The 24,463-nt window shown below is 41.5% G+C and carries 19 protein-coding genes; 7 read left to right on the top strand and 12 right to left on the bottom strand.

Going from position 1 to position 24,463, the window contains the following annotated elements; genetic code table 11:
• Positions 1-433: 433 nt before the first annotated feature.
• From ACFFRD_RS15735 to ACFFRD_RS15725, 3 genes are all read right to left on the bottom strand, one after another.
• Entirely contained in the window at positions 434-2,515 is a 2,082-nt protein-coding gene (locus tag ACFFRD_RS15735) for a dynamin family protein (protein ID WP_392482264.1), read from the bottom strand.
• Positions 2,516-2,531: 16 nt separating this feature from the next.
• Complete coding sequence (locus tag ACFFRD_RS15730; RefSeq protein WP_392482263.1) at positions 2,532-2,852, bottom strand: DUF3040 domain-containing protein; 321 nt, start codon at positions 2,850-2,852, stop codon at positions 2,532-2,534.
• 203 nt (positions 2,853-3,055) lie between these two features.
• Positions 3,056-3,448, bottom strand: a complete 393-nt coding sequence (locus tag ACFFRD_RS15725; RefSeq protein ID WP_392482262.1) for a hypothetical protein — start codon at positions 3,446-3,448, stop codon at positions 3,056-3,058.
• A gap of 561 nt (positions 3,449-4,009) precedes the next feature.
• Between ACFFRD_RS15725 and ACFFRD_RS15720 the strand changes: the two genes are divergently transcribed.
• From ACFFRD_RS15720 to ACFFRD_RS15695, 6 genes are all read left to right on the top strand, one after another.
• The gene (locus tag ACFFRD_RS15720; RefSeq protein ID WP_392482261.1) at positions 4,010-7,480 is read left to right on the top strand and encodes a CHAT domain-containing protein; all 3,471 of its coding nucleotides are present in this window, start codon (positions 4,010-4,012) and stop codon (positions 7,478-7,480) included.
• A 54-nt stretch (positions 7,481-7,534) separates the two neighbouring features.
• On the top strand, positions 7,535-7,807 hold the full coding sequence (locus ACFFRD_RS15715; protein WP_179072254.1) for a hypothetical protein: 273 nt from the start codon (positions 7,535-7,537) through the stop codon (positions 7,805-7,807).
• Entirely contained in the window at positions 7,804-8,202 is a 399-nt protein-coding gene (locus ACFFRD_RS15710; RefSeq protein ID WP_179072255.1) for a type II toxin-antitoxin system VapC family toxin, read from the top strand. The genes ACFFRD_RS15715 and ACFFRD_RS15710 overlap by 4 nt, the downstream gene beginning before the upstream one ends.
• Positions 8,203-8,511: 309 nt before the next feature.
• Positions 8,512-9,486, top strand: a complete 975-nt coding sequence (locus ACFFRD_RS15705; protein WP_392482260.1) for a cysteine synthase A — start codon at positions 8,512-8,514, stop codon at positions 9,484-9,486.
• 128 nt (positions 9,487-9,614) lie between these two features.
• On the top strand, positions 9,615-9,941 hold the full coding sequence (locus tag ACFFRD_RS15700; protein ID WP_392482259.1) for a ferredoxin: 327 nt from the start codon (positions 9,615-9,617) through the stop codon (positions 9,939-9,941).
• Positions 9,942-10,199: 258 nt separating this feature from the next.
• Positions 10,200-11,159: a DUF5331 domain-containing protein gene (locus tag ACFFRD_RS15695; protein ID WP_392482258.1), complete on the top strand. Its 960-nt coding sequence runs from the start codon at positions 10,200-10,202 to the stop codon at positions 11,157-11,159.
• Between the two features lie 5 nt (positions 11,160-11,164).
• On the opposite strand, the gene ACFFRD_RS15690 is transcribed toward ACFFRD_RS15695, so the two are convergent.
• A complete protein-coding gene (locus tag ACFFRD_RS15690) occupies positions 11,165-12,160 on the bottom strand; it encodes a YgfZ/GcvT domain-containing protein (protein WP_392482257.1) in 996 nt (331 codons plus the stop codon).
• Positions 12,161-12,320: 160 nt separating this feature from the next.
• Positions 12,321-13,841 (bottom strand): PLP-dependent aminotransferase family protein, encoded by a 1,521-nt coding sequence (locus ACFFRD_RS15685; RefSeq protein ID WP_392483079.1) that lies wholly within the window; start codon positions 13,839-13,841, stop codon positions 12,321-12,323.
• 216 nt (positions 13,842-14,057) lie between these two features.
• Between ACFFRD_RS15685 and ACFFRD_RS15680 the strand changes: the two genes are divergently transcribed.
• Positions 14,058-14,273 carry a hypothetical protein gene (locus tag ACFFRD_RS15680; protein WP_335041141.1) on the top strand — a complete coding sequence of 72 codons (216 nt, stop codon included), beginning with the start codon at positions 14,058-14,060 and terminating at the stop codon, positions 14,271-14,273.
• Positions 14,274-14,396: 123 nt separating this feature from the next.
• Here the strand turns inward: ACFFRD_RS15680 and ACFFRD_RS15675 are convergent, their stop codons facing one another.
• The 7 genes from ACFFRD_RS15675 to ACFFRD_RS15645 form a co-directional block, all read right to left on the bottom strand.
• Entirely contained in the window at positions 14,397-16,028 is a 1,632-nt protein-coding gene (locus ACFFRD_RS15675) for a hydantoinase B/oxoprolinase family protein (protein ID WP_392482256.1), read from the bottom strand.
• A 67-nt stretch (positions 16,029-16,095) separates the two neighbouring features.
• Positions 16,096-16,680, bottom strand: a complete 585-nt coding sequence (locus ACFFRD_RS15670) for a hypothetical protein (protein ID WP_392482255.1) — start codon at positions 16,678-16,680, stop codon at positions 16,096-16,098.
• A 24-nt stretch (positions 16,681-16,704) separates the two neighbouring features.
• Complete coding sequence (locus tag ACFFRD_RS15665) at positions 16,705-17,184, bottom strand: hypothetical protein (protein WP_392482254.1); 480 nt, start codon at positions 17,182-17,184, stop codon at positions 16,705-16,707.
• Positions 17,168-17,494: a hypothetical protein gene (locus ACFFRD_RS15660; RefSeq protein ID WP_392482253.1), complete on the bottom strand. Its 327-nt coding sequence runs from the start codon at positions 17,492-17,494 to the stop codon at positions 17,168-17,170. The genes ACFFRD_RS15665 and ACFFRD_RS15660 overlap by 17 nt, the downstream gene beginning before the upstream one ends.
• Positions 17,495-17,572: 78 nt before the next feature.
• Positions 17,573-19,666, bottom strand: a complete 2,094-nt coding sequence (locus ACFFRD_RS15655) for a hydantoinase/oxoprolinase family protein (RefSeq protein WP_392482252.1) — start codon at positions 19,664-19,666, stop codon at positions 17,573-17,575.
• 277 nt (positions 19,667-19,943) lie between these two features.
• A complete protein-coding gene (locus tag ACFFRD_RS15650) occupies positions 19,944-22,757 on the bottom strand; it encodes an ATP-binding protein (RefSeq protein WP_392482251.1) in 2,814 nt (937 codons plus the stop codon).
• Positions 22,758-23,224: 467 nt separating this feature from the next.
• Complete coding sequence (locus ACFFRD_RS15645) at positions 23,225-24,460, bottom strand: tetratricopeptide repeat protein (RefSeq protein ID WP_392482250.1); 1,236 nt, start codon at positions 24,458-24,460, stop codon at positions 23,225-23,227.
• Positions 24,461-24,463 lie beyond the last annotated feature (3 nt).

The following is a 24,463-nucleotide window of genomic DNA, read 5'->3' as shown; positions in this document are numbered from 1 at the left end:
CTCACATTATTAAGTAGTTAAGCATAATTCAACATCAAATAAAATCCTAGATTGTAGTGAGCAATTAATCGCTGATAGTAAACGTTATTAGGACTAAAGCCTTTACTACAAAAATCCTAAATGAGTGGTAAAAATAAATCTCTGATTCTTCTCTCTGCGCTCTCTGCGTCTCTGCGGTTAATTTATTTTTACAAATGATTTAGGACTGCTATACAAACTTTAATTTATTTACGTTTAGCTACTTATACTTCAATACAGTTCAGTTAATGCTAAAAATCTTTGTCAAAGTTTGTTTTTTTAACTAACCGCAGAGGCACAGAGAACACAGAGAGAAGAGAAGAAAGAGATGCTTAACTGAATCCTATTGATTTATACTTATGGGAGGTAGAGCCTCCCAATAGCCATTCTATGCTAGAAGCTGGGAACAGATGTGTTAGCTATAGTAAGCTAATAAATTGCTATATGCCGCCTCGATTTTTTGCAACTGGGCTATTACATCTTCCTGTAAGTTTTTTAAGCGGTTGAACTCACCCTCACGATTGATTTCGCGGGTTTGTTTCTGTTTGACTAAATTATCTAATTCAGATTTGCGAGAGACAATATCATCGTTGATCCGCTTACTCACTTCTCTTTCGTAAGAGTCAAAACACTCTTTTACAGCACTGTATACAACCTGAGATTGCTCGTGTGCTACTTGAGGTAGATGTTTAACTAATTCTTTCTTCGCCGTTTTAACTAACTCCCTACGCGCTTGATCTGCTTGCAAAAATCCTACTCCTAAGCCTAGCAACGCAAATCCGATTGGGCCAAGCAAAACCCCTGTCACTGCTGTAATTATTCCACCAATACCAATTACAGTGAAGTAGTTTAACAAGATATTTTTCCAATCAAATCCGGCTCCAGCTAGTGCGAAACCAGCAAGATTTCCTTTAGACAGTGATAACAATCCCATTGCCCATTTTGCCCAACCGGGAGAGCTATCTTCTTCAGCAGTAGTAGTGGTATGTACTTTTACGTCTTTTCCGGTGAGCTTTTCTGTAATTTGGTCTGTGATTTGATTGTAAGATGCACCATATTGTGCTGCACTGCGAGAAAGTTCTTTAAAAGCTGCGTTAATATCTTTTTCAGCAGTTAATGTCCAAGCCGCAGATTTGTCGGTAATATATTGCTCAAAGGCTTTTTGCAGTGCGGCGTTAAATGCTTCTCGTTTCCCACTACTGAGAAAATCAAACAGATTTAATTCTGGCTGATAGCGTAAGAAGTCGTTTTCAAAGGTATTACCTAAGTTTAAAACGTAACTGCGGAAAGATTCGGAAATTGTTCTTGCTTGAGTATCTCTGGTATTGATAATTTCTTTTTGGAATTCATCTCGGATACCTGTGAGTTTGTTAAACTCTGGTTCTACTGAATCAATCCGTTTTTTTAATTCATTTACATCTTGATCAAGTAATGGTATGCGTCTAGCAACTGCTTCGCGGGTATGATTGCAAGCTTGTCTAGCTAAGGTTCTGACTTGACGGAGTTCTGCGATCGCACGTTCTCTGGTAAGAAAAGTATTAAGGGCTTCCATAAACTTCGGAAAGCCAGTCCCATCTAAATCAGCTTGCGGGTTCTTCAACCGTCGTCTAAGCGCTTGAATTGACGAAAGCTCAAACACCCTTTCGTCATAAATATTCTGACCTTCTACAGTACAATATTCTGCTAAATTGGCGTTAAATACTTGCCGTAATCTATTCTCAGATGCTTGTAATTCTTCAACATCATCAGGATCAATCAATGATTCCCGCACCTGATCCCAAGCGTTAACTAAGAAGAAAACTGTCAATCCTCGACCTTTGATATAATTTTCTAGGTAGCGACGCTCACCCAAGGTACAAGGTTGAGAAGCTCTCATCACAAATAGAATTGCATGGCAGTTATTTACATAACCCAAAGATAATTCGTTTCGCGCTTCTGTATCATTCAATCCTGGACTATCGACAATTTCAATTCCCTTTTGTAGTAGCGTTAAGGGATATTCAACTACTGCATAATCAACATCAGGAAAGGCTTGTTTTTTCTCCTGCTCTAGTTTTTTAGCTTCAGCCGGGTCAATGGTATATTTATATTTGAAGTTCTGAAAGTCTAGCTGTTGCGGACTTTTACCATCATTAAAATGAATGGTGACTTTCTTTTCTGGCCCATAGCGTAAAACTGTTAAAACTGCGGTACAAGGGTTAACATCACTTGGTAATAAGTTTTCACCAATCAAAGCGTTAAGAAACGTACTTTTTCCCCGCTTCATATCGCCCAATACTAAAAGGCGAAATACTCCTTGGCGGAGGTTTTTACTAGCTATTGTAATATCTTCAATATCTCGCTCTAAACTGAGTTTTCCTGATGAAGAGTCCCCAGCCAACTCAGCTTGATTAATTGTTTCAGCCAGTTTACTCAAACATACAGACATCTCCGATCGCACTTGAGCAACCCGCTCTAAATCTTGGATAAATCTATCAGTTGCTACCTGATTATTCATAACAGTTATACCTTTATTAAAGATTGGTTTTTTTAGATTCCAAAAATAATTTGTAAGACATCCATCCCAGCGCCCCAACAATAATAAACCCAGCCAATACTGAGGCTATTCTGACTGCAACTAGTGTTACTACAGCAAAAGCAAACAGCTTTCCACCCAGAATCAGTTTTTTCATCCAAGGTTTCTGATCTGGTTGATGCTTCACAGTTTGATGAAAAGCCGCATCGTTAACATGGAGGTTGGTTTCCATTTCCCGGAGTCGCAATTCAACTTCTCGTTCCCGTAATAAACGTTCCCGGTGTTCAAGTTCTTTTTGGCGATCGCTCTCAGATGTCATCGGTGTTCATCCCGTCTAAGACAATGAAAAGATGTCAGCATTTACCCATCAATCATGCTGTATCCTAACTCACGTAATTCTTTAAAAACCCCAGTAAAATTACTATTTAAATTTGATCTTTACCCCCTTACAAAGGGGGTCGCCGCAGGCGGGGGGATTTTATCCGAATCGTATTGGGTGTAATAATGCTTACTTGTCGCTCATTACACTGTTTGTGTAGCAGCCGCTTTTGAGTCTGCGGTGGATTTTAACCGGGTAATGATGGCTTTACGAATGCGATCGCTCTTGCGTACCCCACCTGTCATTTCGTATTCCCGGCTATCTTTGCCATACTTCGACACCACACCACTAACTAAGCGTTCTGAGGTTTCGCAAATGCTCTTTTCAAGGGTTTCTATTTTTGCCTTTGCCGAATCAAGGGCAGTTAGCATCATATTATACTGGTCGATCTGGCTGCGGAGTTGTCCGGTTAACTGGATTAAATTGTCTAAACTGATAGAATCACCAAAGTCAAGGCTGGAATCAATCGATTTAAATCCGATTACTCGCTTTTCTGTTTTTTCTAGCACGGAAGAGCTTCTTTGTTTGCGTGGCATCAATCTATGCTTTTTACTAAACTTTATCTTTCTAGAGTGTCTCAATGGGACAATGTAGCGGTTCAGTAAAGCTTGCAAAAAGAGGTGTTTTTTTAAATAAGATTGGATTGCTAGCTCAGTAATTGCACGATGCTAGACAAAAAATTGTTGAGAATGGACTTGTGTTCTGACAAAATAGACTTGTGTTTTGACAGAAGGGACTTGTGTTCTGACAGAATGAACTTGTGTTCTGACAGAATGAACTTGTTTTCTGACAGAATAGACTTGTGTTTTGACAGAATGGACTTGTGTTTTGACAGAAGAGACTTGTGTTCTGACAGAATAGACTTGTGTTCTGAATGAATATAACAATCAATACAGCCACATCCTTAACAACACCACAGATTTGCCCCCATCTATCCTGATTTTATAGTTGAACTGCGATCGCACCAATGCTGTATCTCGCCAATCACGCGAACTGTACCAGCTTATCGCTGATAACCATTAAGGCATTGGCTTTGTTGACGATTGAATTTACTGATAATACGGTGAAGGTTATTGTGCAATCTACCCTTGCAAACCATGCCGCTAAACTTTGCCTTCGCCCTCAGTCAACAGCAAACTTTTGAACTGCGCTGTGATTACGGCTCACGTCGCCTGGATAAAGCAGAGTTGGCAGCGCTGATTGATTTGTGTGAGCAAAATTACTATGCTCAACAAAGAGATCATCTACCTTATCTCACCCAGTTGGGACGGCAACTTTATCAATGGCTGGATGGTAAAGAAGGTTGGCTGAGAAGGGCGCTGGATGAGAAGGATGAGCAAACGATTAATCTAGATTTGATTAAAACCAGCGAAGCACAGGGATTGAACCCGGAAACAGAACGGGTAGCCTTGGGATTGGCACATTTGCCTTGGGAATTGCTACATGATGGTGCAGGGTTTTTAATAGAACGCCAGAATCTTTCCGTCTTACCAGTGCGTTCTGTGCAGCAGCGTCAAACTCAAGTTCTCAGCGTGCAAAATCGCCCATTGCGGTTGCTGTTCATGGCGACTTCTCCCGAAGATCCTAGAGTTCCACCACTAGGGTTTGAGCGGGAAGAAGCGAATATTTTGCAAGCAACTAAGGATCAACCTTTGGCGTTGATTGTCGAGGAAAGCGGCTCGGTTGCAGAATTAGCCAATTTGGTAAAATCCTACCCAGAAGACTATTTTGATGTCTTTCACCTCACGGGACACGGGATAATTTATACCAAAAAAGATTACGGCTTTTTGCTGTCAACAGGTATAACGCTGGCAGACAATACCCCCTGCTTCATCACTGAAGATGAGGTGGGGAATATGCAACTTACTACTGTCAATGATTTAGCAAAAGCCTTTCGCGGACGCTGGCCGCGTGTAACTTTTCTCTCTGGTTGTCATACGGGACAGGTTGCTAACAAAGGGACAGTACCCTCGATGGCGCAAGCATTGGTGAAGGCGGGGGCAGGTATAGTTTTAGGCTGGGCGCGTCCGGTGTATGACCGCACGGGTATTGTAGCGGCACAGGCACTTTATCAAGCTTTGGCGACGGGGGCAACTGTTGAAGAAGCAGTCAAGGCGGCGCAGCAGGAAATGATTGAGAAAGAATGCACCGACTGGCATCTGTTGCGGATGTATCGGGATACGCGCCCCATTGCAGAACTGGTAACACCTCTGAGAACAAGAAATCGTGAAAGGCTGAAGTTTACACCGTCAGAGCAAGAATTTTTGGATGAGAATAATCAAGTTAAAGTTGCCAGTCAGTTTGAGTTTGTCGGACGCAGACGACCTTTGCAACGGTGTCTCAAGGCTTTGCAGGAAAGCAGCGACCAAATCGGCGTGTTTATTGCGGGGATGGGTGGACTGGGCAAAAGTACTCTGGCGGCGCGGTTATGTACGCGGGTGCAAATGCAGCGTCCTAATTTTGCGCGAGTTGTGTTGATTGGGCCTTTGGATGAGATAGGTTTGCTGAATAAGCTTTCTAATAAGTTTGAGCGGTTTGCAAATGTGCCCCAACTGCTGAATGAACCAAAGGTGTCTCTCAAAGGACGGTTGCAAAACTTTTTTGAAGCAATAGAAAAAGAACACAACCAACCCTTACTGCTGGTGCTGGATGACTTTGAGCAAAACATTCCCGATACTAGCGTTAAAAATGGTTCACTGCGGATGACGGCAGAGGCTTACGAAATTTTAGGGGCGATTTGTGCGGCATTGGAGGAAAACGCGGCAGAAAGTCGGCTGATTGTCACCTGTCGCTATTTGAATGAAGACACCTTGCCACCTCATCAACTGCATTTGGAATCTTTGGCAGGGATGAGTAGCAGTGATATTGATAAAATCTGCTTTCTTTTAGATAAAGAAGTTAGGCAGCAGTTAAGAACTAAGCAAATAATCGACATTGCTGATGGTAATCCCCGGTTGCTGAAGTGGCTATTGGAGGTGATTCAGCAGCCAGGAATAGCGGCGGATGAATTACTGAATCGGCTGGAGGCGACTGAGAATAAGTTCCTCCGCGAAAATATCTTGGCTCAAACTCTGCTGGATGCTTTGGAATTGGAAGAACAAAAGTTTCTCGCACGCTTGAGTGTGTTTCATTTGCCCGTTACTGTTGAAATCATCAATGCCATTTCCCCCTCTGCCTCTTTTCTGCAAAAACTTATCAGTCTTAGCCTAGTCGAGTCTGCCACCACTCACCCCACCCAGCCAGCTAATTACCGGGTAACGACAATTTTAGAACCTTTGCTGGAAAACTTATTGAGTGAGAAAGAGTGGCAAAAGACACGGCAGAAAGCGGTAAGGGAAGTCTATCAAGTTTGGTGGGAGGAGACAAATAAGTCCTGCGCGGATGACAAAGCAATTGAGATTATACGATTAGGACTGCTGGCAGAACAATGGGAGATTGCCATTTGTGTTGGTGATATCGTCGCTGTTGATTGGGACAACAATTATCGCTTTTTAGAAGCTCTAGAACTATGCCAGCAAATCTTAGCAGTTGTTCGGGACTACCGCATATTGGGAAGTATAGCCCGTGCTAAATACAATTTAGGTTTAGTGGAAGACGCTCTTGCTAATTATCAGCAAGCTTTAGACCTTTGCCCTACCGATGACTTGAAAGAAAAATCCATAATTTTAAGCAACATGGCATGGTTAATTGCCCAACAAGGAGATACTAAAACAGCAGTTTCTTGTTGGCAGAAATCCTTAGAAATAGATGAGCGCATTGGGAATATCCTTGGCAAAGGCGCTACTCTTAATAACATGGCAGAAGTAATAGCTCGTCAAGGAAACATAGAACAAGCGCTTTCTTTCTGGCAGGAATCTTTAAAGATTATAGAACATATTGGGGAATTTAAAGATAAAGCCACCATACTCAACAATATGGCAAATGCAATTGTCAATCAAGGAAATATTGAGCAAGGGCTATCTTTGTTGGATAAATCTTTAAACATAAATAAGGACGTTGGCAATATTTTAGGTCAGGCTGAGAATCTAGCGAATATAGCTTGTGTTGCTGGTAAAACTGGAAATATACCTAGACAAATAGAGTTAAATCTGCAAGCAATTGAATTGTTTGCACAGGTTAAGGCTTATGGGCAGATGGCTACAGTTCTGCGCTATTTAGGCTTAAGTGATGAAAGTAACGGTTTGGTTTACTTAGCTCAAGCAATCTGGCTGACACTGAGAATTCAAGCACCTTTAGTAGATACCATTCAGTTAATCCGTGTTTTATATAATAAAGTGCCTCAAGGTGATGAACTAGAAGCCGTGTTAGGAGCAACGGCAATGTTCTTTTGCAACAGCCAAGGTGAAGGTCATCCGCAGTTAGAGGAACTTCAGGAGCATAGTTTCAAGATGATAGCAGGTGCGGCAAGTGCCCAAGGAATTGAAACAGAGGAAGCATTTGGTAATTGGTTTACTCAGCAACGTCTAAATGATCCAGAATATTTCCTCCCGCGACTCAATCAACGTCTAGAGGATATAGTTGGCGATGGGTGGTTGTTTGACCGCAGTCAAGTTTCAATGGGTGAATAAGGGGAAATGCGATCGCGCTAATCTTAAGTTAGTTGCTGACAATATAATCAGTTTATGCAATCCCTAAATATCATACTGCCAGATGCGATCGCTAATGCTCTCAGTGCTTACATCGGCGATCAAGAAGTTTCCTTACCTGCTAACGCTATTGTAGAAAATGCCCTCGAAGAATTCCTCAGCCAACGTGGTTATTTACCTCCACAAAAGCAAGGTTTACGCCTTACTCCTGCACCCAAGGGAAGCGGATTTAAAGATACGTCAGTAAATCACGATAAAATTCTAGCTGAACAAACGTTTTTGCAGTCATTGCCACCAAACACACCTTGAGAGCCGTAATTGCTGACACTGGGCCTTTATATGCTGCTGTAGATATAGACGACCAATATCATGAGCGCTCCCAAGCCGAACTACAACGTATAAATACAGAAAATTTAATAATCCTAGTTCCCTTTCCTGTTTACCTGGAAACATATAATCTTTTGCTATATCGTCTCGGAACTGAACAAGCGATTAGCTTTGCTAGACAATGTATAGGAGCAGTTCATTTCGTCAATCCTTCACAGGAACAATATATGGCAGCAGTTGAAAAAGCTGCAAGTTTTCCAGATCAACGGATTACCGTCTGCGATGCTGTCACTGCCGTTTTGTCAGAAGAAATGAAGCTACCAGTGTGGACGTATGACTTTCATTTTGATCTGATGCTGGCTCAGGTATGGCGGTAAACAACTATGATTATTGTTGGATTGCCGAGTGGGGAAATGCGATCGCGCTAATCTTAAATTACAGCTATTTTCAGGTAAATAGGCCACGTGGTAAAGGCACAGCACTGCTGTGCCCCTACAACAGATGTGGTTCAAATACGTGAAAACCTCTGTAATTGGTGACAATATAACCAGCCTATATAATCCCTAAATATCACACTGCCAGATGCGATCGCTTAGGTAACTATGATTATTATTGGATTGCCGAGTGGGGAAATGCGATCGCTATAAGCCAAAATTTTTATAGATACTCACACAGGTATAGTCAAAATGGATATTAAAAATGGCTTCGTCGGCGCTGTTGGCAACACACCCCTGATTCGCTTAAACAGCTTTAGTGAAGAAACAGGGTGTGAAATCCTTGCAAAAGCTGAATTTCTCAATCCTGGCGGTTCCGTCAAAGATCGCGCCGCACTTTACATTATTGAAGATGCAGAAAAGAAAGGTTTACTCAAACCCGGTGGTACCGTTGTAGAAGGAACTGCTGGTAATACTGGCATTGGATTGGCACATATTTGCAACGCCAAAGGCTACAAATGCCTAATTATTATTCCCGATACCCAATCACAAGAAAAAATAGATGCACTGATTGCATTAGGCGCAGAAGTCCGTCGCGTTCCTGCCGTACCCTATAAAGACCCAAATAACTACGTCAAGCTATCTGGCAGAGTCGCTGCTGAGTTGGAAAATGCTATTTGGGCAAATCAGTTTGATAACTTAGCCAACCGCCACGCTCACTACGAAACCACAGGGCCGGAAATTTGGAAACAGACAGATGGTAAAATAGATGCATGGACAGCTGCAACTGGTACTGCTGGTACTTATGCTGGTGTGGCGTTGTACTTGAAAGAACAAAATCCGGCGATTAAATGCGTTGTTGCCGATCCACTGGGTAGCGCACTTTATAGCTATGTCAAAACCGGCGAAATCAATATAGAAGGAAATTCCATCACCGAAGGTATCGGAAATGGTCGTGTCACAGCCAATATGGAAGGCGCACCTGCTGATGATGCTATCCAAATCGATGACAAAGAAGCTTTACGAGTAGTTTACCAACTGCTAAGAAAAGATGGGCTGTTAATGGGCGGCTCAACGGGGATTAATGTTGGCGCAGCTGTTGCTCTAGCGAAGCAGTTGGGGCCAGGACATACCATTGTCACCATCTTGTGTGATAGTGGTTCCCGGTATCAGTCGCGGATATTCAACCCTGAATGGCTAGCCTCAAAAGGACTTTCTATAGATTAGTCATTAGTCATTGGTCATTAGTCATTGGTCATTGGTCATTAGCAAAGGACAACTGACAAAGGACAACTGACGAATGACAAATGACATAGACGCGCCAGCGGCTTCCCGTAGGGTAGGACAAAGGACAAATGACAACTCAACCATCAAACTTCTCGACAATAGACCAACCCTCTTCTTCTAAATGTGTGCGGGTTTGTCAAAATCGTACCTGCAAAAAGCAAGGTGCAGCCAAGGTTTTTGCAGCTTTTACAGCTTTGCCAATTCCTGATGTAACGATAACGGCTAGCAGCTGTTTGGGGCAATGTGGCAATGGGCCAATGGTGCTGGTATTACCCGATATGGTCTGGTATAGCGGTGTTCGACCCGATGAAGTCTCTCTACTGATAGAAAATCATTTGCTAGGTGGTCAAAGAGTCAAACAGATGCTCTATTATCGGTTTCATCCCCAGAAATAAAGCTAAATATTTCAATATCAGGGTCGAATGGCACGCTTGTTAATCGCAAAGCCCTGATATAACTTGCTTTTTGAGTGTGGGGAGTGGGGGAAGTGTGGGGAGAAAGAGGAGAAATTGAATAACTGCATATCAACAAATGCTGCATTGCCTCCCCATCCTCCCACACCTCCCACACCCTGCCAGCAAGGAGGTTTCAGCTTTTCAAGCGTGCCATTCATATCAGGGTCTGTAATCTTGTTGACTGAAGCGAGGCATCCAATGAATATCCAACAGCTGCGTCAATCCTTAAAACAAAACTGGCTTGTTTACTACGAGCAAAATATTTCTTGGCTAGTCAAAATGCGAATTTGGGGCACTTACGATGGTCTGCGCCGTCCTTTGTCCGGTTTTATTTTGGCAACACTGTCTGTTTTAGAACCCCAGTTTGATGAAATACTTGCTTTTATGCTGGATCTGAATAACGATCCAGATAAAATAGTTGCCGCTTTAGGTCTTAACTTCAATCCTGATGAAGAGTTACGTTTAATAAAATCAGAGCATTCTATAGCTATAAGCCAAGCTGAAATCGAGTCGCCAGATGAGAAGCATTCTGAGGATAAACATCTATCATCGGTTGTAACTGCTAGCAAAATTGTGCCTACTTCTCTTGCCAAGACTCTAGACTCCAACTTGTCACGCGCCGATCGCCTTGCGCCATTATTTACGGCTACCACAGAGGTAGATCGCACCCGTAAACCTGAGTTAGTAGTTGCATTTGCTACTAAAATTGCTCCAGATACTCCGGTGAAAACGCCATCATCGGGTTTCTTGAACGAATATCAATCAGTACGTAGCGACTTTGCAGCTTCTCGTCAGACATCGCCCCTTGAATGTTTTTCTTCAGGAACATCGCTGACAATGACTGCTGAAGCCAACAGCAAAGCCAAAACTATGCCATCTGTAGCGTTAGCTACCGAGGTTAAAAGCAACGCGCCATCTGTCCGAATCCCTGTAGGCGCATTGCTGGCAATTACTACTGAGATTAACAGTAATGGTAAACCAGTGCGATCGCTAGCAATTACTACTGAGGTTAAAAGTAACGGCAAGCAACCGAATATTCAACCACAAAATGTTAAAAGCAAAGTGAATTTACCAACCACTAATGCCCGTAGTTTAGCTTCTTGGGTAGATGAATTTTGTTACGGCGCTAGAAATAAAGAAGAAGATATTTTGACTTGAATTACTTATGGGTACTCGTGAGAAACAAAGGGGATTTCTATGACTTCACCCTCAGTTTCTCCCACTTTAACTTTTAAGCCTACGCCACCAGCTTTGGTGCGAATATAACCGAGCCCAAAATAACCATCAGCCGTTTCTGTGTAACTGGTAAGTTTGCCGACCTTTTCATCTCCCACTGCGATCGCACTTCCTACTGACGCAGGGGCACTGAGGCGGATACCCAAAAGGTGTTGTTTTACACCTTTATATGTATTTAACCGAGCAATGGTTTCTTGCCCAATATAGCAACCTTTAGTAAAAGAAATTGTCTGCCACAAACCAACTTCCAGAGGATTGTAATCATCTGTGAGTTCGGAATCTGGCGCGGGGCGGCCTTGTAGGATTCGCAAAGCATCCCAAGCGCGATCGCTCATTTCTACCGCCCCAGCTTCTAACAATTTGTTCCACACCGAAGATTTGTCAGTATAAGGAAAAGTGAAGGTGTATCCGGGAGCCGCTAACCCACTACCCACAGCAATCCGCACTCCCTCAGCCGGAGCGATCGTGTATACTTGGTGATTACCGTAAGGTTGACCGATGAGTTCACCAATACCCAACTTTTCTAAAACAGCGTCGCTTCCTGGGCCAATGAGGCTGAAGGTGTTGGTGTATTCTGTGATATCAGATAATTCCACCTTGTCGGCATAGAAAATATATTTATCCAGCCATTCCATGAGATATTGGCGGCGGTTGGGTGAAACTAGCAGGATTACCGCATCTTCTCTAATATAGGCGGTTGCTAAATCAATTGTTCTGGCTGTAGAAGTGACGAAAACCGTATCACAACCTTGTCCTGGTTTGAGTATTTGGAAATTGTTAGTACTTTGGTTGTGTAAGAAAGTAAGGCGATCGTCACCAGATACTTTGATACGTCCCCAGGCGGTGCGATCGCATATTGCAACCCCAACTCTGGCGGCTTGGATTGCTGCTGCGTCTTTATCGTCAATTGTAGATGTTGGCATGGTGATGAGAAGTTGCCCTGTTTTAATGTTGTTGCACTGGAAATATTAGCAAATAAGCGTTTCCGGCTTCAATGGCGAAGGGATGAAAGGAATTATGCTGATAGCGATCGCTTAAATTGCGAACTCCTAACGCGAAGTACATTAGGACATTTGTGCTAACCTATGAACTGTAAACCAGAGGTTGATAATTAGATATGCGATGTTTGACAACAAGCCGCTCTGTATCTACACATCCTCTAGAAATATACTTTTTCAGCAATTTACCCACAATCGAAATACCTTGCTCAATTTCCTCTGGCGAGAGACAAAAAGTTAGACGCATCGCCGGATAACCTTGCTTATCGGGGAAAAATGCCGAACCGCACGCCAGGTAGACATTTTCTGCAAAAGCTTCGTTACGAATTGTCCCAATCGGAATATCATCTGGTAACTGTACCCAAAGAAATAATCCACCCGTGGGAACTGTCCACCGGATTTCTTCAGGGAAATAACGCTCCAAAGCTTGCAGCATTATATTACGACTTTGCAGATTATCTGTGCGAAGTCGGCTGAGGTGACGGCGGTAATGTCCTGAAGCGAGATATTCGCTAACTATTGTTTGCGAAATACTGGATGTGTGCAAGTCATGGAGCAACTTCCGCTCAATCATGGCTTGATAATGCTTACCTGTAACTACCATATAGCCAACTCGTAAACCAGGCATTAAAGTCTTAGAAAAAGTGCTTAAATAAGTCACCAAATTATTTTTATCTAAAGCTTTAATTGGCGCTGGCACAGCATCAAAATTTATTCCTTCATAAGCATTATCTTCCAAAATAGGGCACTCATATTTTTCTGCTAATGCCAGTAATTGTTGACGATGATTTTGTGTTGTCGTCAATCCTGTTGGATTGTGAAAAGTACTAATCGTATAAATTAATTTCGGGCGGTGGCTGCGGAGATATTGCTCTAATAAATCTAAATTCATTCCTTCCGCAGTCATGGGAATACCAATAATCTTGGCTCCTAAGTTTTCTAAAATAGAAATTGCACCATAATAAGTGGGAGCTTCTACAATCACCCAATCACCAGGTTGTACATAATAATTCATCGCTAATGACAACCCTTGCTGAGAGCCATTAGTAATAATTAAATCTTCTGGAAAAACCTCTAATCCTTGATGTACTAACATCTGAGCAATTTGTCTACACAGAGTTAGTTGTCCTTGAGGCATCTCATGGGGAAAGAAAATATCAGCATCGTCTTGTCTTAATGCTCGTCTGGCAATGAGGTTAATATCTTTTGGTGGACGAGGATAACCGTAGCCAAAATTAATTATTCCTGGCTGTGTTTGCGCTTGCACCAGTGGAGTGTACATATCATAAAAAGAACACTTTCCTGGTTTTGTAATTATGACATTTTGGGCTGGAGCAAATTTAGATTCTAGGTTAGTGCTTTTAAGAGGAATGCTACTGACAAAATATCCTGAACCTTGACGAGCAGAAACAATCCCATCTGCTTCTAAAACGTTATATGCTTCAATAACCGTGAGTTTATTAATCTGTAAACTTTCTGCCAGAGAGCGAATAGAAGGGAGGCGATCGCCACTTTTGAGTGCGCCAGATTTAATCAGATGACTGATGCGATCGCGGATCTGCAAATAAATCGGTTTTGGTGATTGCCGTTCTAATAAAATGTTCATTTTGGCACACTCGTCAATGACTAAATAATCATCAATACTGGCAATATAAACTATTTCTACCAACTTTACCTAGTACAGTTGAGAGTTTTTTTACTATACCAGTTGGAATACGGCTTAACTGTACTAGATCAAATCTGCCAAAACTGTACCTTCTCAGTTGAAAAGTATTACGTGAAAGTAAAAGTAATAGTTCAGTGTTTATCTGGTGCTTTCACTATGAATAAATTTAATGTTTTGTTAAATTTACAAAAATATTGGCAAAATTTTGTCATCTGGATGGCTAGTGGTTCTGACCTCCAAGTGTGGCATGAATCAGACTGGCGCGGTCATATTTCTTCTTGGCACGCCTACGATCCGATGACAGGACGTTCTGCCTGTTTTGGTTCTGAAGAAGAAATGCGAATTTGGATTGATAAGTGTTATTACAGATAAAATCTTTTGCCAATCAATCTTATACTTTGCGTCCTTCTCTAACGATACGCTGCGCGTAGCTTGCTTCTCCGTAGGAGTATGCGGTTCATTCTCTTAATCCATCAAAATTAATGGGACAGACTACTAGGAGACTTTACCAAAACCGCCTCCTCCAGGAGTTTCTATCACAAAAACATCCCCAGGTTTCATCTCTACTGTTGCTGTGCTGTCTAAATTTTCTTCAATTCCATTTTGACGTTGTATCCAGTTGCGTCCAACAATTCCGGCTTCCCCACCATTTAATCCAAAAGGAGGAATAACTCGATGTCCAGAAAGAATATTAGCTGTCATGGGTTCTAAAAAACGGATGCGGCGGACAACTCCATTACCACCTGAATATTTTCCTTTTCCACCGCTATCAGGACGGAGGCTAAAGCTTTCTAAAAGAATAGGATAGCGGGTTTCTAAAACTTCTGGATCGGTCAAGCGAGAGTTAGTCATGTGAGAATGAACACCATCAGTTCCATCAAAATCAATTCCTGCTCCAGAGCCGCCGCAGATAGTTTCGTAATATTGATATTGCTCATTACCAAAAGTAAAATTATTCATCGTTCCTTGAGAAGCAGCCATCACACCCAAAGCGCCATATAAAGCATCAACAATTGTTTGAGAAGTTTCTACATTACCCGCTACCACTGCTGCTGGATAAATTGGATTCAGCATACAGCCAACTGGGATAATAATTTCTAGAGGGTTAAGACACCCGGCATTCAAAGGAATATTATCATCAACCAAAGTCCGAAAGACATACAACACTGCTGCTTGAGTTACAGCTTTCGGAGCATTGAAATTACTATTTAGTTGCTCAGAAGTTCCAGTAAAATCAATAGTAGCACTGCGGCTTTCTTGATGAATTGTCACTTTTACCTTAATTATTGCCCCATTATCCATCTCATAAACAAATGAGCCATCCTTGAGAAGATTGATAGCCTTTCTGACTGATTCTTCAGCATTAACTTGCACAAACTTCATATAAGCTTGAACGGTTTCAATTCCATATTGTGCAACCATTTTATAAAGTTCTTGTCCTCCTCGTTCATTTGCGGCAATTTGTGCTTTAAAATCAGCAATATTTTGGTCAGGGTTACGAGCAGGATAAATATGATTTGAAAGATGCTGTCTTACTGCGGTTTCTCGGAAATTGCCATCTTCAACCAAGAGAAAATTATCAAAAAGAATTCCTTCTTCTTCTACTGTGGTACTGTGAGGAGGCATTGAACCGGGGGTAATTCCACCGATATCTGCTTGGTGTCCACGAGAAGCAACAAAAAATAGGGGAGTGGGGAATGGGGAACTTGTACTGAGCGCAGTCGTTGGCGCAGCCTCTCGTAGAGAAGTATAGGGAATAGGGAATGGAGTATTTTCACAATTCTCCAGAAAGACAGGAGTAATTGCAGTGACATCAGGAAGGTGGGTTCCGCCGTTATAGGGGTTATTAGATAGATAGACATTTCCTGGTTTTAGGGTGTCACTTTTATCGTTAATTAAACTGCGAACACTTTCACTCATAGAACCTAAATGTACGGGAATATGGGGGGCATTTGCTACTAATAATCCCGATGAGTCAAAAATAGCGCAGGAAAAATCTAGCCTTTCTTTGATATTCACAGATGTAGCCGTGTTTTGTAACACAATCCCCATTTGTTCAGCTATAAATTGATATAGATTTTTGAATATTTCTAAACGGATGGGATCGGGTTTAGTTGTCGTGTACATTTTGATATTTTCTTTAGATAGACGATTTCATCGCTAGATTTGCCCTATAAACAACAAATTTATTCATTTAAGGAAATCTAATTAGACACTTCCTGCTTTTCTCCTTAGCTAGCTCTTCATTAATATTTTGTCTAGCTTTTTCAACATTATCTAATTTTTGTTCAAGCTCTTGAATCACTTCTGGTTTAGCGATTTTTTGTAACTCTTGATTTTCGGATGTCAGGTCTTGAATATCTTTTTTATAATTATCGATTTGCAATTCTAAATTTGATATTTTGTTTTTGTAGTCGGATATAGCCTCAGACTCCTTTACAAGATTAGCTATTAATGGTATTGCAAAACCCAAGCCAAAAATACTGATAATAAAAGTAAATTTTAGCAGTCCATTAACTAACTCTTGCTGTTTTGCTTGTTTAGATTTTTCTGGCTTCTCGACTAGTCCTACATCAATTAAGTATTGAAAAACTACTTTTTCTTCATAATTTAAATAATCTAAATTAGTTTTCCAATCTACTTTGTTTCTAAAAGCAATTTTGCAGTAATGTAAAATATACTCATCTTCAATATGATTTGTTTGTGATAACTTTGTGAAAGCTGAGTTAATCGTATTGAAGTAATCCTCTTGACTTAACTTAGTTAGCTTCATTTCCATAGTCACTTGAATTTTTATTTTGAATTAATAAGTCTGACGTTTTAAAATCTGCTGCACAGAACCATACATTTCGCCTGTCAAACCTTCAAGTTCATGCTCTATATCCTCCCAACGTCCAAGTTTACTCGTCCATTTTCCGTTAGATAATTGTCTGGCGGCGTGTGTTGGTTCACCATCAGAAGTAGCGTATATTGCTATCTTCTCAAAACCCACTTCAAGCTCGGAATTATTGCAAAGTTCATACCCTAAGCTTTTGTATGCTTGGATAAAAGCTGACATACTTAATTCTGCTGTTACACCTTCTACCCAGTAATACATATTATCTGGGTCTATTGGACTCCACCAGCGTTCCCGCTTCGGGTTGCCGCAGGCATCATCCTCACCCGCAGCCCAAGCAAAACAATTATATGATGTACTTTGCTTGCTAGTTACAGAATATTGAGTATGGTATAAGTTGGGAAATTTATTTTCTCTGTAGCTTTCCAACTTACCATCTATATCCATTTGCTTTCCCCCATTCGATCCAAGCTACAGCCATTTGCTGAAGTCTACCACGCTGTTCGGCTTCGACAGGGTTTGCTCCGGTAATTGCACTTAAGGCCCAAAACCAATGGTCTGGTTCGCGCTCAAGTTCACGCATAATTAAAGGAACAACAGGTTGTCCCATCCCGATTATTCTTTGATAAGCGGGATGCATTGATATTTTTGAAGCAATAGAGAGCATTCCTGTCTCACGCCGCCATTGTTCTGCTAATTCTGAGAATGTAGTTTCTATTTCTGCGGTTTTAATAACCGGATAAACGTAAGGTGACATTTAACTTTTATTTAGGTTTACTACAAGTGCCTTGATATTGATTATCCTGTAATTTACAGACTAACCCTGATGAATTAATTAATATTTACGGTCTAAGATTAGATGATTTTTTGCAGTTAATCTTGCTTGCCAGTTAGGTTCTACTACAATTGTGCTAATTTTTTCAACAACGATTGCAGGCCCATTAATACTATCTTCTGGTTGCAAATCTTCTCGCCGATAAACAGGCGTATCATGCCATTTATCAGCAGCAAACATTCTTACTATCTCAACGGCTTTGGGGGCTTCAGCTAGAGAACGTGTACGAGTAATTAAGGGTTCTTCGGGAGTCTCCATTTTCTGAATTACTTCTACTGATGCTGATTCAACAATTAAGGTTTTCTCTAATTGAATGAAACCATAGCGGGATTTATGTTCATCCTCAAATTCTTGCCGCATTGATACCACATCATCGGCAAAGTTAACGGTTAAGGTAGAGTTAGTTCCTTCATATTTTAAGTTGACTTTATAAACCATTTCTGTTTGAGTATTATCTTCATTTATTTCACTTCTAGCTTGAGTTTCTAAATATTCCATTAACTGGTGTAATTTAGGAATTAATGCTTGGGTTAAAGGCTGTTCTACTCCTCCTTCTCTAATCGCCCGGACATCAGCTAATCCCATTCCATAAGCAGAAAGAACACCAGCATAAGGGTGAAGAAATATCTTTTTCATTCCCAAGGTATCGGCAATTAAACAAGCAACTTGTCCGCCTGCGCCGCCAAAACAACAAAGCACGTATTGGCTGACATCATAACCTCGTTGCAGACTTATTTTTTTAATTGCGTTCGCCATATTTTCCACTGCGATCGCAATAAATCCAGCCGCGACCTGTTCGGGAGTACAATGAGTTAATGTAGCAGCTTGAATATCTTGGGCTAATTGGGTAAATTTCTGAATGACAGTATCTTTATCTAAAGGTAAATTCCCATCAATTCCAAAAACTGAGGGAAAATATTGCGGGTGGATTTTGCCTAACATCACATTGGCATCAGTAACTGCTAATGGGCCCCCGCGTCGGTAACAAGCAGGGCCAGGATTTGAACCAGCAGATTTAGGGCCGACACGATAACTAGAACCATCAAAATAGAGAATTGAACCGCCTCCAGCCGCAATGGTATTAATTGCTAATACGGGAACTCGCATCCGCGCCCCAGCAATTTCCGAGTCTAGTTGTCGTTCATACTCTCCTTTAAAGTGGGCGACATCTGTACTTGTTCCTCCCATATCAAAGGTAATAACTAACTCAAAACCTGCTCTTTTACTACTTTGAACTGCGCCGACAATACCACCAGCCGGGCCACTCAAAATACTATCTTTGCCTTGAAATTGTTGGGCTGCGACTAAACCGCCGTCAGATTTCATAAACATCAATTTTACTCCAGGTAACTGACTCGCTATCTGGTTGACATAGCGACGGAGAATAGGAGTTAAATAAGCATCGACTACTGTTGTATCTCCTCGACTGACTAATTTCATTAACGGACTAACTTGATGAGATACAGAGATTTGGGTAAAGCCGATTTCTTGGGCGATTTTGGCTATTTGTTGTTCGTGTTTGGGATAGCGATCGCTGTGCATAAAAACAATAGCACAACTCCGAATACCTGTGTTGTAAACTGCTTGTAAGTCATTTCTGACTTGTTCAATATTTACAGGTCTTAATTCATTTCCATGAGCATCATAACGTTCATCAATCTCAATTACCTGCTCATAAAGCATAGTTGGTAAAATTATCTGACGCGCAAAGATATTAGGACGGTTTTGGTAGCCAATTCGCAGCGCATCTTTAAAACCTTTGGTAATGATCAGAACAACTCTGTCTCCTTTCCGTTCTAACAACGCATTTGTTGCTACTGTTGTCCCCATTTTTATAACTTCTATCGCTTCAGTAGGAATGGGTTCGTTACTAGAAATACCCATAATATCCCGTATACCTTGGATGGCTGCATCTTGATATTGTTCAGGATTTTCTGAAAGTAGCTTGTAAACTATAATCCATTGCTCTTTAGGTAGGGAAACAATTAAAAAACGTTCAGGATGTCTTGAAAGTCTGTCTATAATTGCCTGATTATTAGTAACGGCAACAATATCTGTGAATGTACCACCTCTATCAGCAAAAACTTTCAACATTTCTCTATTTCCTTAATGCTGTTTAAATCGTTATTTAAACCTCGTCTATCTTGAGAAGCATAGTTTTGTAGGTTGGGTGCAGCGATAGCGTAACCCAACATAAATAAGGCGGTAGTGTTGGGTTGCGTTTCACTCCACCCAACCTACATAAATATATCTTTTAAAAAACTCTAGGCTTCAACATAGATGAGGTTTATATCAAACGATTAAAATTGTTCAACATTAAATATAGACTTTGCTCAGTCACATTTTTACTGAACTTATAAAAATTATTTATTTAGATAGCTTCCTGATTTAGCGGAATTACAACTACAAATTCTGTACCCTGTCCCTGAGTAGAAATACATTTTAATTCTCCCAGATGTTTTTGAGTGACAATCTGATAACTAATAGACAAACCTAACCCTGTACCTTTGCCAACTGGTTTAGTGGTAAAGAATGGTTCAAATAAGTGTTTTTGGACGTTTTCTGGAATGCCTATACCATTATCTGCAATGCTAATAACTACCTGATTTTCACTATTAAGCTGAGTATGAATTTTAATTTGGGGAGTAGATCGGGCTGCTTTCTTTACTTCCCACTCCCCATTATCCACAGCTTCTTCTAAAGCATCGATCGCATTTGCTAGAAGATTCATAAATACCTGATTCAGTTGTCCAGCATAACATTTTACTAATGGCAAATCGCCGTACTCTTTGATGATGTCAATTGTTAGAGAGTTAGATTTAGCCTTGAGTCGATGTTCTAGAATGAGCAATGTATTATCTATACCCTCATGGATATTTACAGCTTTCATCTCTGTTTCATCTAACCGAGAAAAGTTTCGCAGAGATAGGACGATTTCTGTGATTCTTTCGGCACCAACAGTCATAGAAGTTAACAAGTTCGGCAAGTCTGCTATTACGAAATCTAGGTCGATGGCTTCTGTTTCTTTTTTAATTTCTTTTACTGGATTAGGATAGTTTTGCTGATATAATTGCACTATCTTCAGTAAATCTTCAATATATTGATTGGCATGGGTGATATTGCCATAGATAAAGTTGACTGGGTTGTTAATTTCGTGCGCTACACCTGCTACCAACTGCCCCAAACTGGACATTTTTTCGCTATGTATGAGTTGAGATGCTAACTGCTTTGCCTCTTGGCGCAATTGTGCTTCTGAGTATCGCAATATCTGCTCTGCTTGTTTGCGCTGGGTAATGTCGTGAAGAATGACGACATACTCCTGAAAATCCTGATGTGGCCTGTCTGAGATGGAAACTTCTAGGATTTTGTTTTTGCCATTGCGGAGTAAGGTTTGTTCGCTGCGTTTTGTCCACTCGTCTGGATAGTAGACTAATGCAGTTAGCCATTTGTTGAGGTGATTTCCCTCCAACTCAGATGGGTTGACACCAAAGAAAGATTCAGTGGCTGGATTCGCCTGCTGGATAATACCTCGATCGTCCACAACTAAAATACCATCTTGGGCAACAGTAAATAGGTGTTCGGCAGATTCACGGGCTTCTGCGATCGCAACCACTTGCGGTAAACTTGTCCAACAAGCGATCGCTACTCCCACAAATGCTACCGTCATCAGCAGCACCACAAATATATTTTCCCCCGCCTCGCTTGCCGTTTTATTTAGTTTGACACCAAATAACCAGCCAACTGCCACTGCACTGCATAGTAAAAAAATCAGGATGCTCACCTGGAGAACTACCGAGTCCTTGATAATTACCTGAGAGCGTGTGCGATATCGTTGCCTCCACCAACTGGGATGAAATGGAGGGAATTTCACCCGGCGAATCACTGCATCTATTCCCATAACCCCAATGGGAAATAATAGCCCAATTAGCAAGTTTAGCCAACCCCAGGCAAGTCCGCCCACCACTAGCACCACAACTTCTAACAGCAGAATGGCCAGAGATATGCGAGGGAACAAAACTTCCGAGCGATCGCGCCGCAGCCAAAGCCCCAAATGCAATAACATAAAGGAGACAAACCAGCCAACATTACCAACGGCTACGATTCGCGCGACATCTCCCCAAATCAAATAAATTAGGCACAACACCAGTGTTAATGTCAGTGCTGGCGCAAACACACCCCGACGTGAAACAACGGAAAATACAGGTGAGATGTGTTTGTCTAAAGCCAACTGATACAAAATCCGAGGGCAATTAGAAACAACCGTTGCCGAACCTAAAAGACAAGCAGCTACTAGCAAAAAGGAAACACTTATAGCTGCTGATTTTCCCCAGAAAGGTTGGGAAGCCGCCACAAGATTCATAAAAGCATTGTCTTTGAGGCTGGGATCGGTTGCTAACCGCATCATTACCCAAGATCCCCCCAAAAAGATCGGTGGCATCATCCATGCCGCAACATCTAGAAAACGTAGCGTCTGGGTGGGTTGGCGGCTATCGGCGACAAAAGAAGAAGCCGTTTCACAACTGTAGGTGGCATAAGTGACGAAAAAGAACCACTTTGCCCAATCGACAAAACCCAGAGATGACCAATTGCTAGGAAAAAACCCAGGACTATCACCAGAGAAAGCTAACCAGCCAAGACCCTGTACACAGAAGGTAATTAGCAATCCAAAGGCTGGAATTACAAAAAATAAATGTAAAATACTTAGGGCGCGAGTCCCACTAAACGCGACTATAAACGGCAACAGTGTAAAGCCAATATCTAAAAGTATTTCTGGACAGGCAATACCCAGCGCCTCCAAATTCACCTTAATTAAATCTTTGAGAACGATGGTATTAACTGACAGGTAAGAAACCCAATTAAGAAGGTATCCAATTGCTGCATAGCAAGCTATTCCTGGGTATTTTTGCAGCAACTTAGTAGCATAGTTAGGCGTTCCTCCAGCCACATTTATAAAATGCATACCCAAGCGTTTTACTTGGTAGTTGAGCAGCATTCCGAAAATCACCGCAGGTATCCAGACAAAAATAGCTTGGGGGCCGAGAGCAGCATGAATTGCTGGAACCAATGCTGTCCAGGAAATATGAGCTGTTAAACCGAAACCCCAACTTTCAACAGCACTTAAGCTTCTAGTCAAGCCAGGATAAGAAGATTGGCCCAAAGTGGGATGAGCAGGATGGGACATCATTGGCAGTGCTGGGTGGGATACTGTAATTAAACTTATTAGCTAGAGTTCCCATCTTCTAAATGTTGTGAACAGAGACTTTTTGCTCGAAATCATAACATATTCACAACACCAGCATTTCTTTACACCATAATTTCTCCTTTCAGATGCCGCTGTCTTTGGGAGTTTCAAAAATTAAATTATTCAATTTTGGGAGAGACGATGATCCTTAGCTTGATATCATCCAATACTTCAATATCTTTGCGTTTAGGCGCAACTCGATACCATGTTTCTGTTTGGGTTGAAACTACGGCTATCTAACCCCAAACGCCTCTCTAGCTCTGCTATTTTTTGACGCAGATCCTGATTTTCCAGTTCAAGCCTCTCAATTTTTTGATCTTTTTCTTCTGGACTCATACCTGAACATTACCATTACTCTTCCTTGCTTGGAATAATCCTGACCATCCTACCTGGGGAGTTACGAGAATCCTTTAAGAAGCAATTAAGTTCTTGAGAGCATCTTGAGCATCAGTGTTTTCTGGATCTATTTGCAGCACTTCTCGAAAAACTGCTGCCGCCTCTTGTTTTGAGCCATCACCAGATTCACCATAAGAAATCTCTCTGCCAAGTTTGATGTAAAGTTCTGCCATTTGGCGACGTGGTATTAGATTCGCCAACGGCTGATAAAATTCCATGACCCCAGGAAAGCCTTTTTGCTTGTAAAGTGGCAAGCTAATATTTGAGCAGGTGTCATAACTGCCTTCACCAATTTTTACCACCTTCTGGCAGTTTGCCAAGGCTTCATCTAGGTTTCCGTGTTGAGCTAGTGCTTCATTTAATTTACTGTAATAATAATCAGTGGGTTTTGTGGCAACGGCTTGGCGGTAAATAGCGATCGCTTCTTGGTGTTTTTCTTGTGTCATCAGCACATCACCCAATTCTACATACCTTGAAGCTTCAGGCTCGATTTTAATTAATTGGCGGTAGGCTGCGATCGCTTCATTCACAAAACCGCGCTTTAATGAGAGTTCAGCTAACTTTTCGTAATAAACTTCATTTTTTGGGTCATTTTTACTCGCTTGACGATAGATTGCGACTGCTTCTGAATATTCGAGAATATCACCCAAACTGTTGTATGCTTGATAGCTCTTTGGGTTAATTTCTAGGGCTTCTCGGTAAGCTGCGATCGCTTCTTCTCGTTTGCCTATTTTGAAGAGGGTATCGGCTAAATTGTTGTAATTATCGTCATCAGGCTCGATTTTAATGGCTTGACGATAAGCCACTACTGCTTCCTCTGGATTGCCCATTGCTATCAAATTCATCGCTAAAATGATGAAAGCTGTATCACTTTTAGCATCGAGTTTGACAGCTTGACGGAAAGCAGCGATCGCTTCTGCGGTTCGTCCCTTTTCAACCAGAAAATTACCTAATTTGAGGTAAATCGCCGCATCGGGAGTTAATTGCAACCCTTGACGATAAGCAGCGATCGTCTCTGCAATCTTTCCTTGGGAAGATAGAATGTCTGCTAGCTTGATGTAGGCATAGCTGTTTTTGGAATCCCGTTCAATCAAACTCCGCCAAATATTAGCAGCTTCTTGATAATTTTTCACTTCTTCGGCAGATGTCGCTTTTTGTTCCAACTCCTCTACCGTTTGCGCCACAGTGATTTGTGGAATCAAAACCAAACCTAAACTCAACAAAAACGGTAATATTTTCCGGCTAACCATAGA

Source organism: Nostoc sp. C110, from assembly GCF_043099725.1.
Taxonomy (GTDB): domain Bacteria; phylum Cyanobacteriota; class Cyanobacteriia; order Cyanobacteriales; family Nostocaceae; genus Nostoc; species Nostoc muscorum_A.
This window is presented reverse-complemented; position numbering and strand designations above follow the sequence as displayed.

What these genes read in the sequence shown, in the direction of transcription:
- ACFFRD_RS15735 (WP_392482264.1), bottom strand. Translation starts at nt 2,515, where the DNA reads ATGAATAATCAGGTAGCAACTGATAGATTTATCCAAGATTTAGAGCGG.
- ACFFRD_RS15730 (WP_392482263.1), bottom strand. Translation starts at nt 2,852, where the DNA reads ATGACATCTGAGAGCGATCGCCAAAAAGAACTTGAACACCGGGAACGT.
- ACFFRD_RS15725 (WP_392482262.1), bottom strand. Translation starts at nt 3,448, where the DNA reads ATGCCACGCAAACAAAGAAGCTCTTCCGTGCTAGAAAAAACAGAAAAG.
- ACFFRD_RS15720 (WP_392482261.1), top strand. Translation starts at nt 4,010, where the DNA reads ATGCCGCTAAACTTTGCCTTCGCCCTCAGTCAACAGCAAACTTTTGAA.
- ACFFRD_RS15715 (WP_179072254.1), top strand. Translation starts at nt 7,535, where the DNA reads ATGCAATCCCTAAATATCATACTGCCAGATGCGATCGCTAATGCTCTC.
- ACFFRD_RS15705 (WP_392482260.1), top strand. Translation starts at nt 8,512, where the DNA reads ATGGATATTAAAAATGGCTTCGTCGGCGCTGTTGGCAACACACCCCTG.
- ACFFRD_RS15700 (WP_392482259.1), top strand. Translation starts at nt 9,615, where the DNA reads ATGACAACTCAACCATCAAACTTCTCGACAATAGACCAACCCTCTTCT.
- ACFFRD_RS15695 (WP_392482258.1), top strand. Translation starts at nt 10,200, where the DNA reads ATGAATATCCAACAGCTGCGTCAATCCTTAAAACAAAACTGGCTTGTT.
- ACFFRD_RS15690 (WP_392482257.1), bottom strand. Translation starts at nt 12,160, where the DNA reads ATGCCAACATCTACAATTGACGATAAAGACGCAGCAGCAATCCAAGCC.
- ACFFRD_RS15685 (WP_392483079.1), bottom strand. Translation starts at nt 13,841, where the DNA reads ATGAACATTTTATTAGAACGGCAATCACCAAAACCGATTTATTTGCAG.
- ACFFRD_RS15680 (WP_335041141.1), top strand. Translation starts at nt 14,058, where the DNA reads ATGAATAAATTTAATGTTTTGTTAAATTTACAAAAATATTGGCAAAAT.
- ACFFRD_RS15675 (WP_392482256.1), bottom strand. Translation starts at nt 16,028, where the DNA reads ATGTACACGACAACTAAACCCGATCCCATCCGTTTAGAAATATTCAAA.
- ACFFRD_RS15670 (WP_392482255.1), bottom strand. Translation starts at nt 16,680, where the DNA reads ATGGAAATGAAGCTAACTAAGTTAAGTCAAGAGGATTACTTCAATACG.
- ACFFRD_RS15665 (WP_392482254.1), bottom strand. Translation starts at nt 17,184, where the DNA reads ATGGATATAGATGGTAAGTTGGAAAGCTACAGAGAAAATAAATTTCCC.
- ACFFRD_RS15660 (WP_392482253.1), bottom strand. Translation starts at nt 17,494, where the DNA reads ATGTCACCTTACGTTTATCCGGTTATTAAAACCGCAGAAATAGAAACT.
- ACFFRD_RS15655 (WP_392482252.1), bottom strand. Translation starts at nt 19,666, where the DNA reads ATGTTGAAAGTTTTTGCTGATAGAGGTGGTACATTCACAGATATTGTT.
- ACFFRD_RS15650 (WP_392482251.1), bottom strand. Translation starts at nt 22,757, where the DNA reads ATGATGTCCCATCCTGCTCATCCCACTTTGGGCCAATCTTCTTATCCT.
- ACFFRD_RS15645 (WP_392482250.1), bottom strand. Translation starts at nt 24,460, where the DNA reads ATGGTTAGCCGGAAAATATTACCGTTTTTGTTGAGTTTAGGTTTGGTT.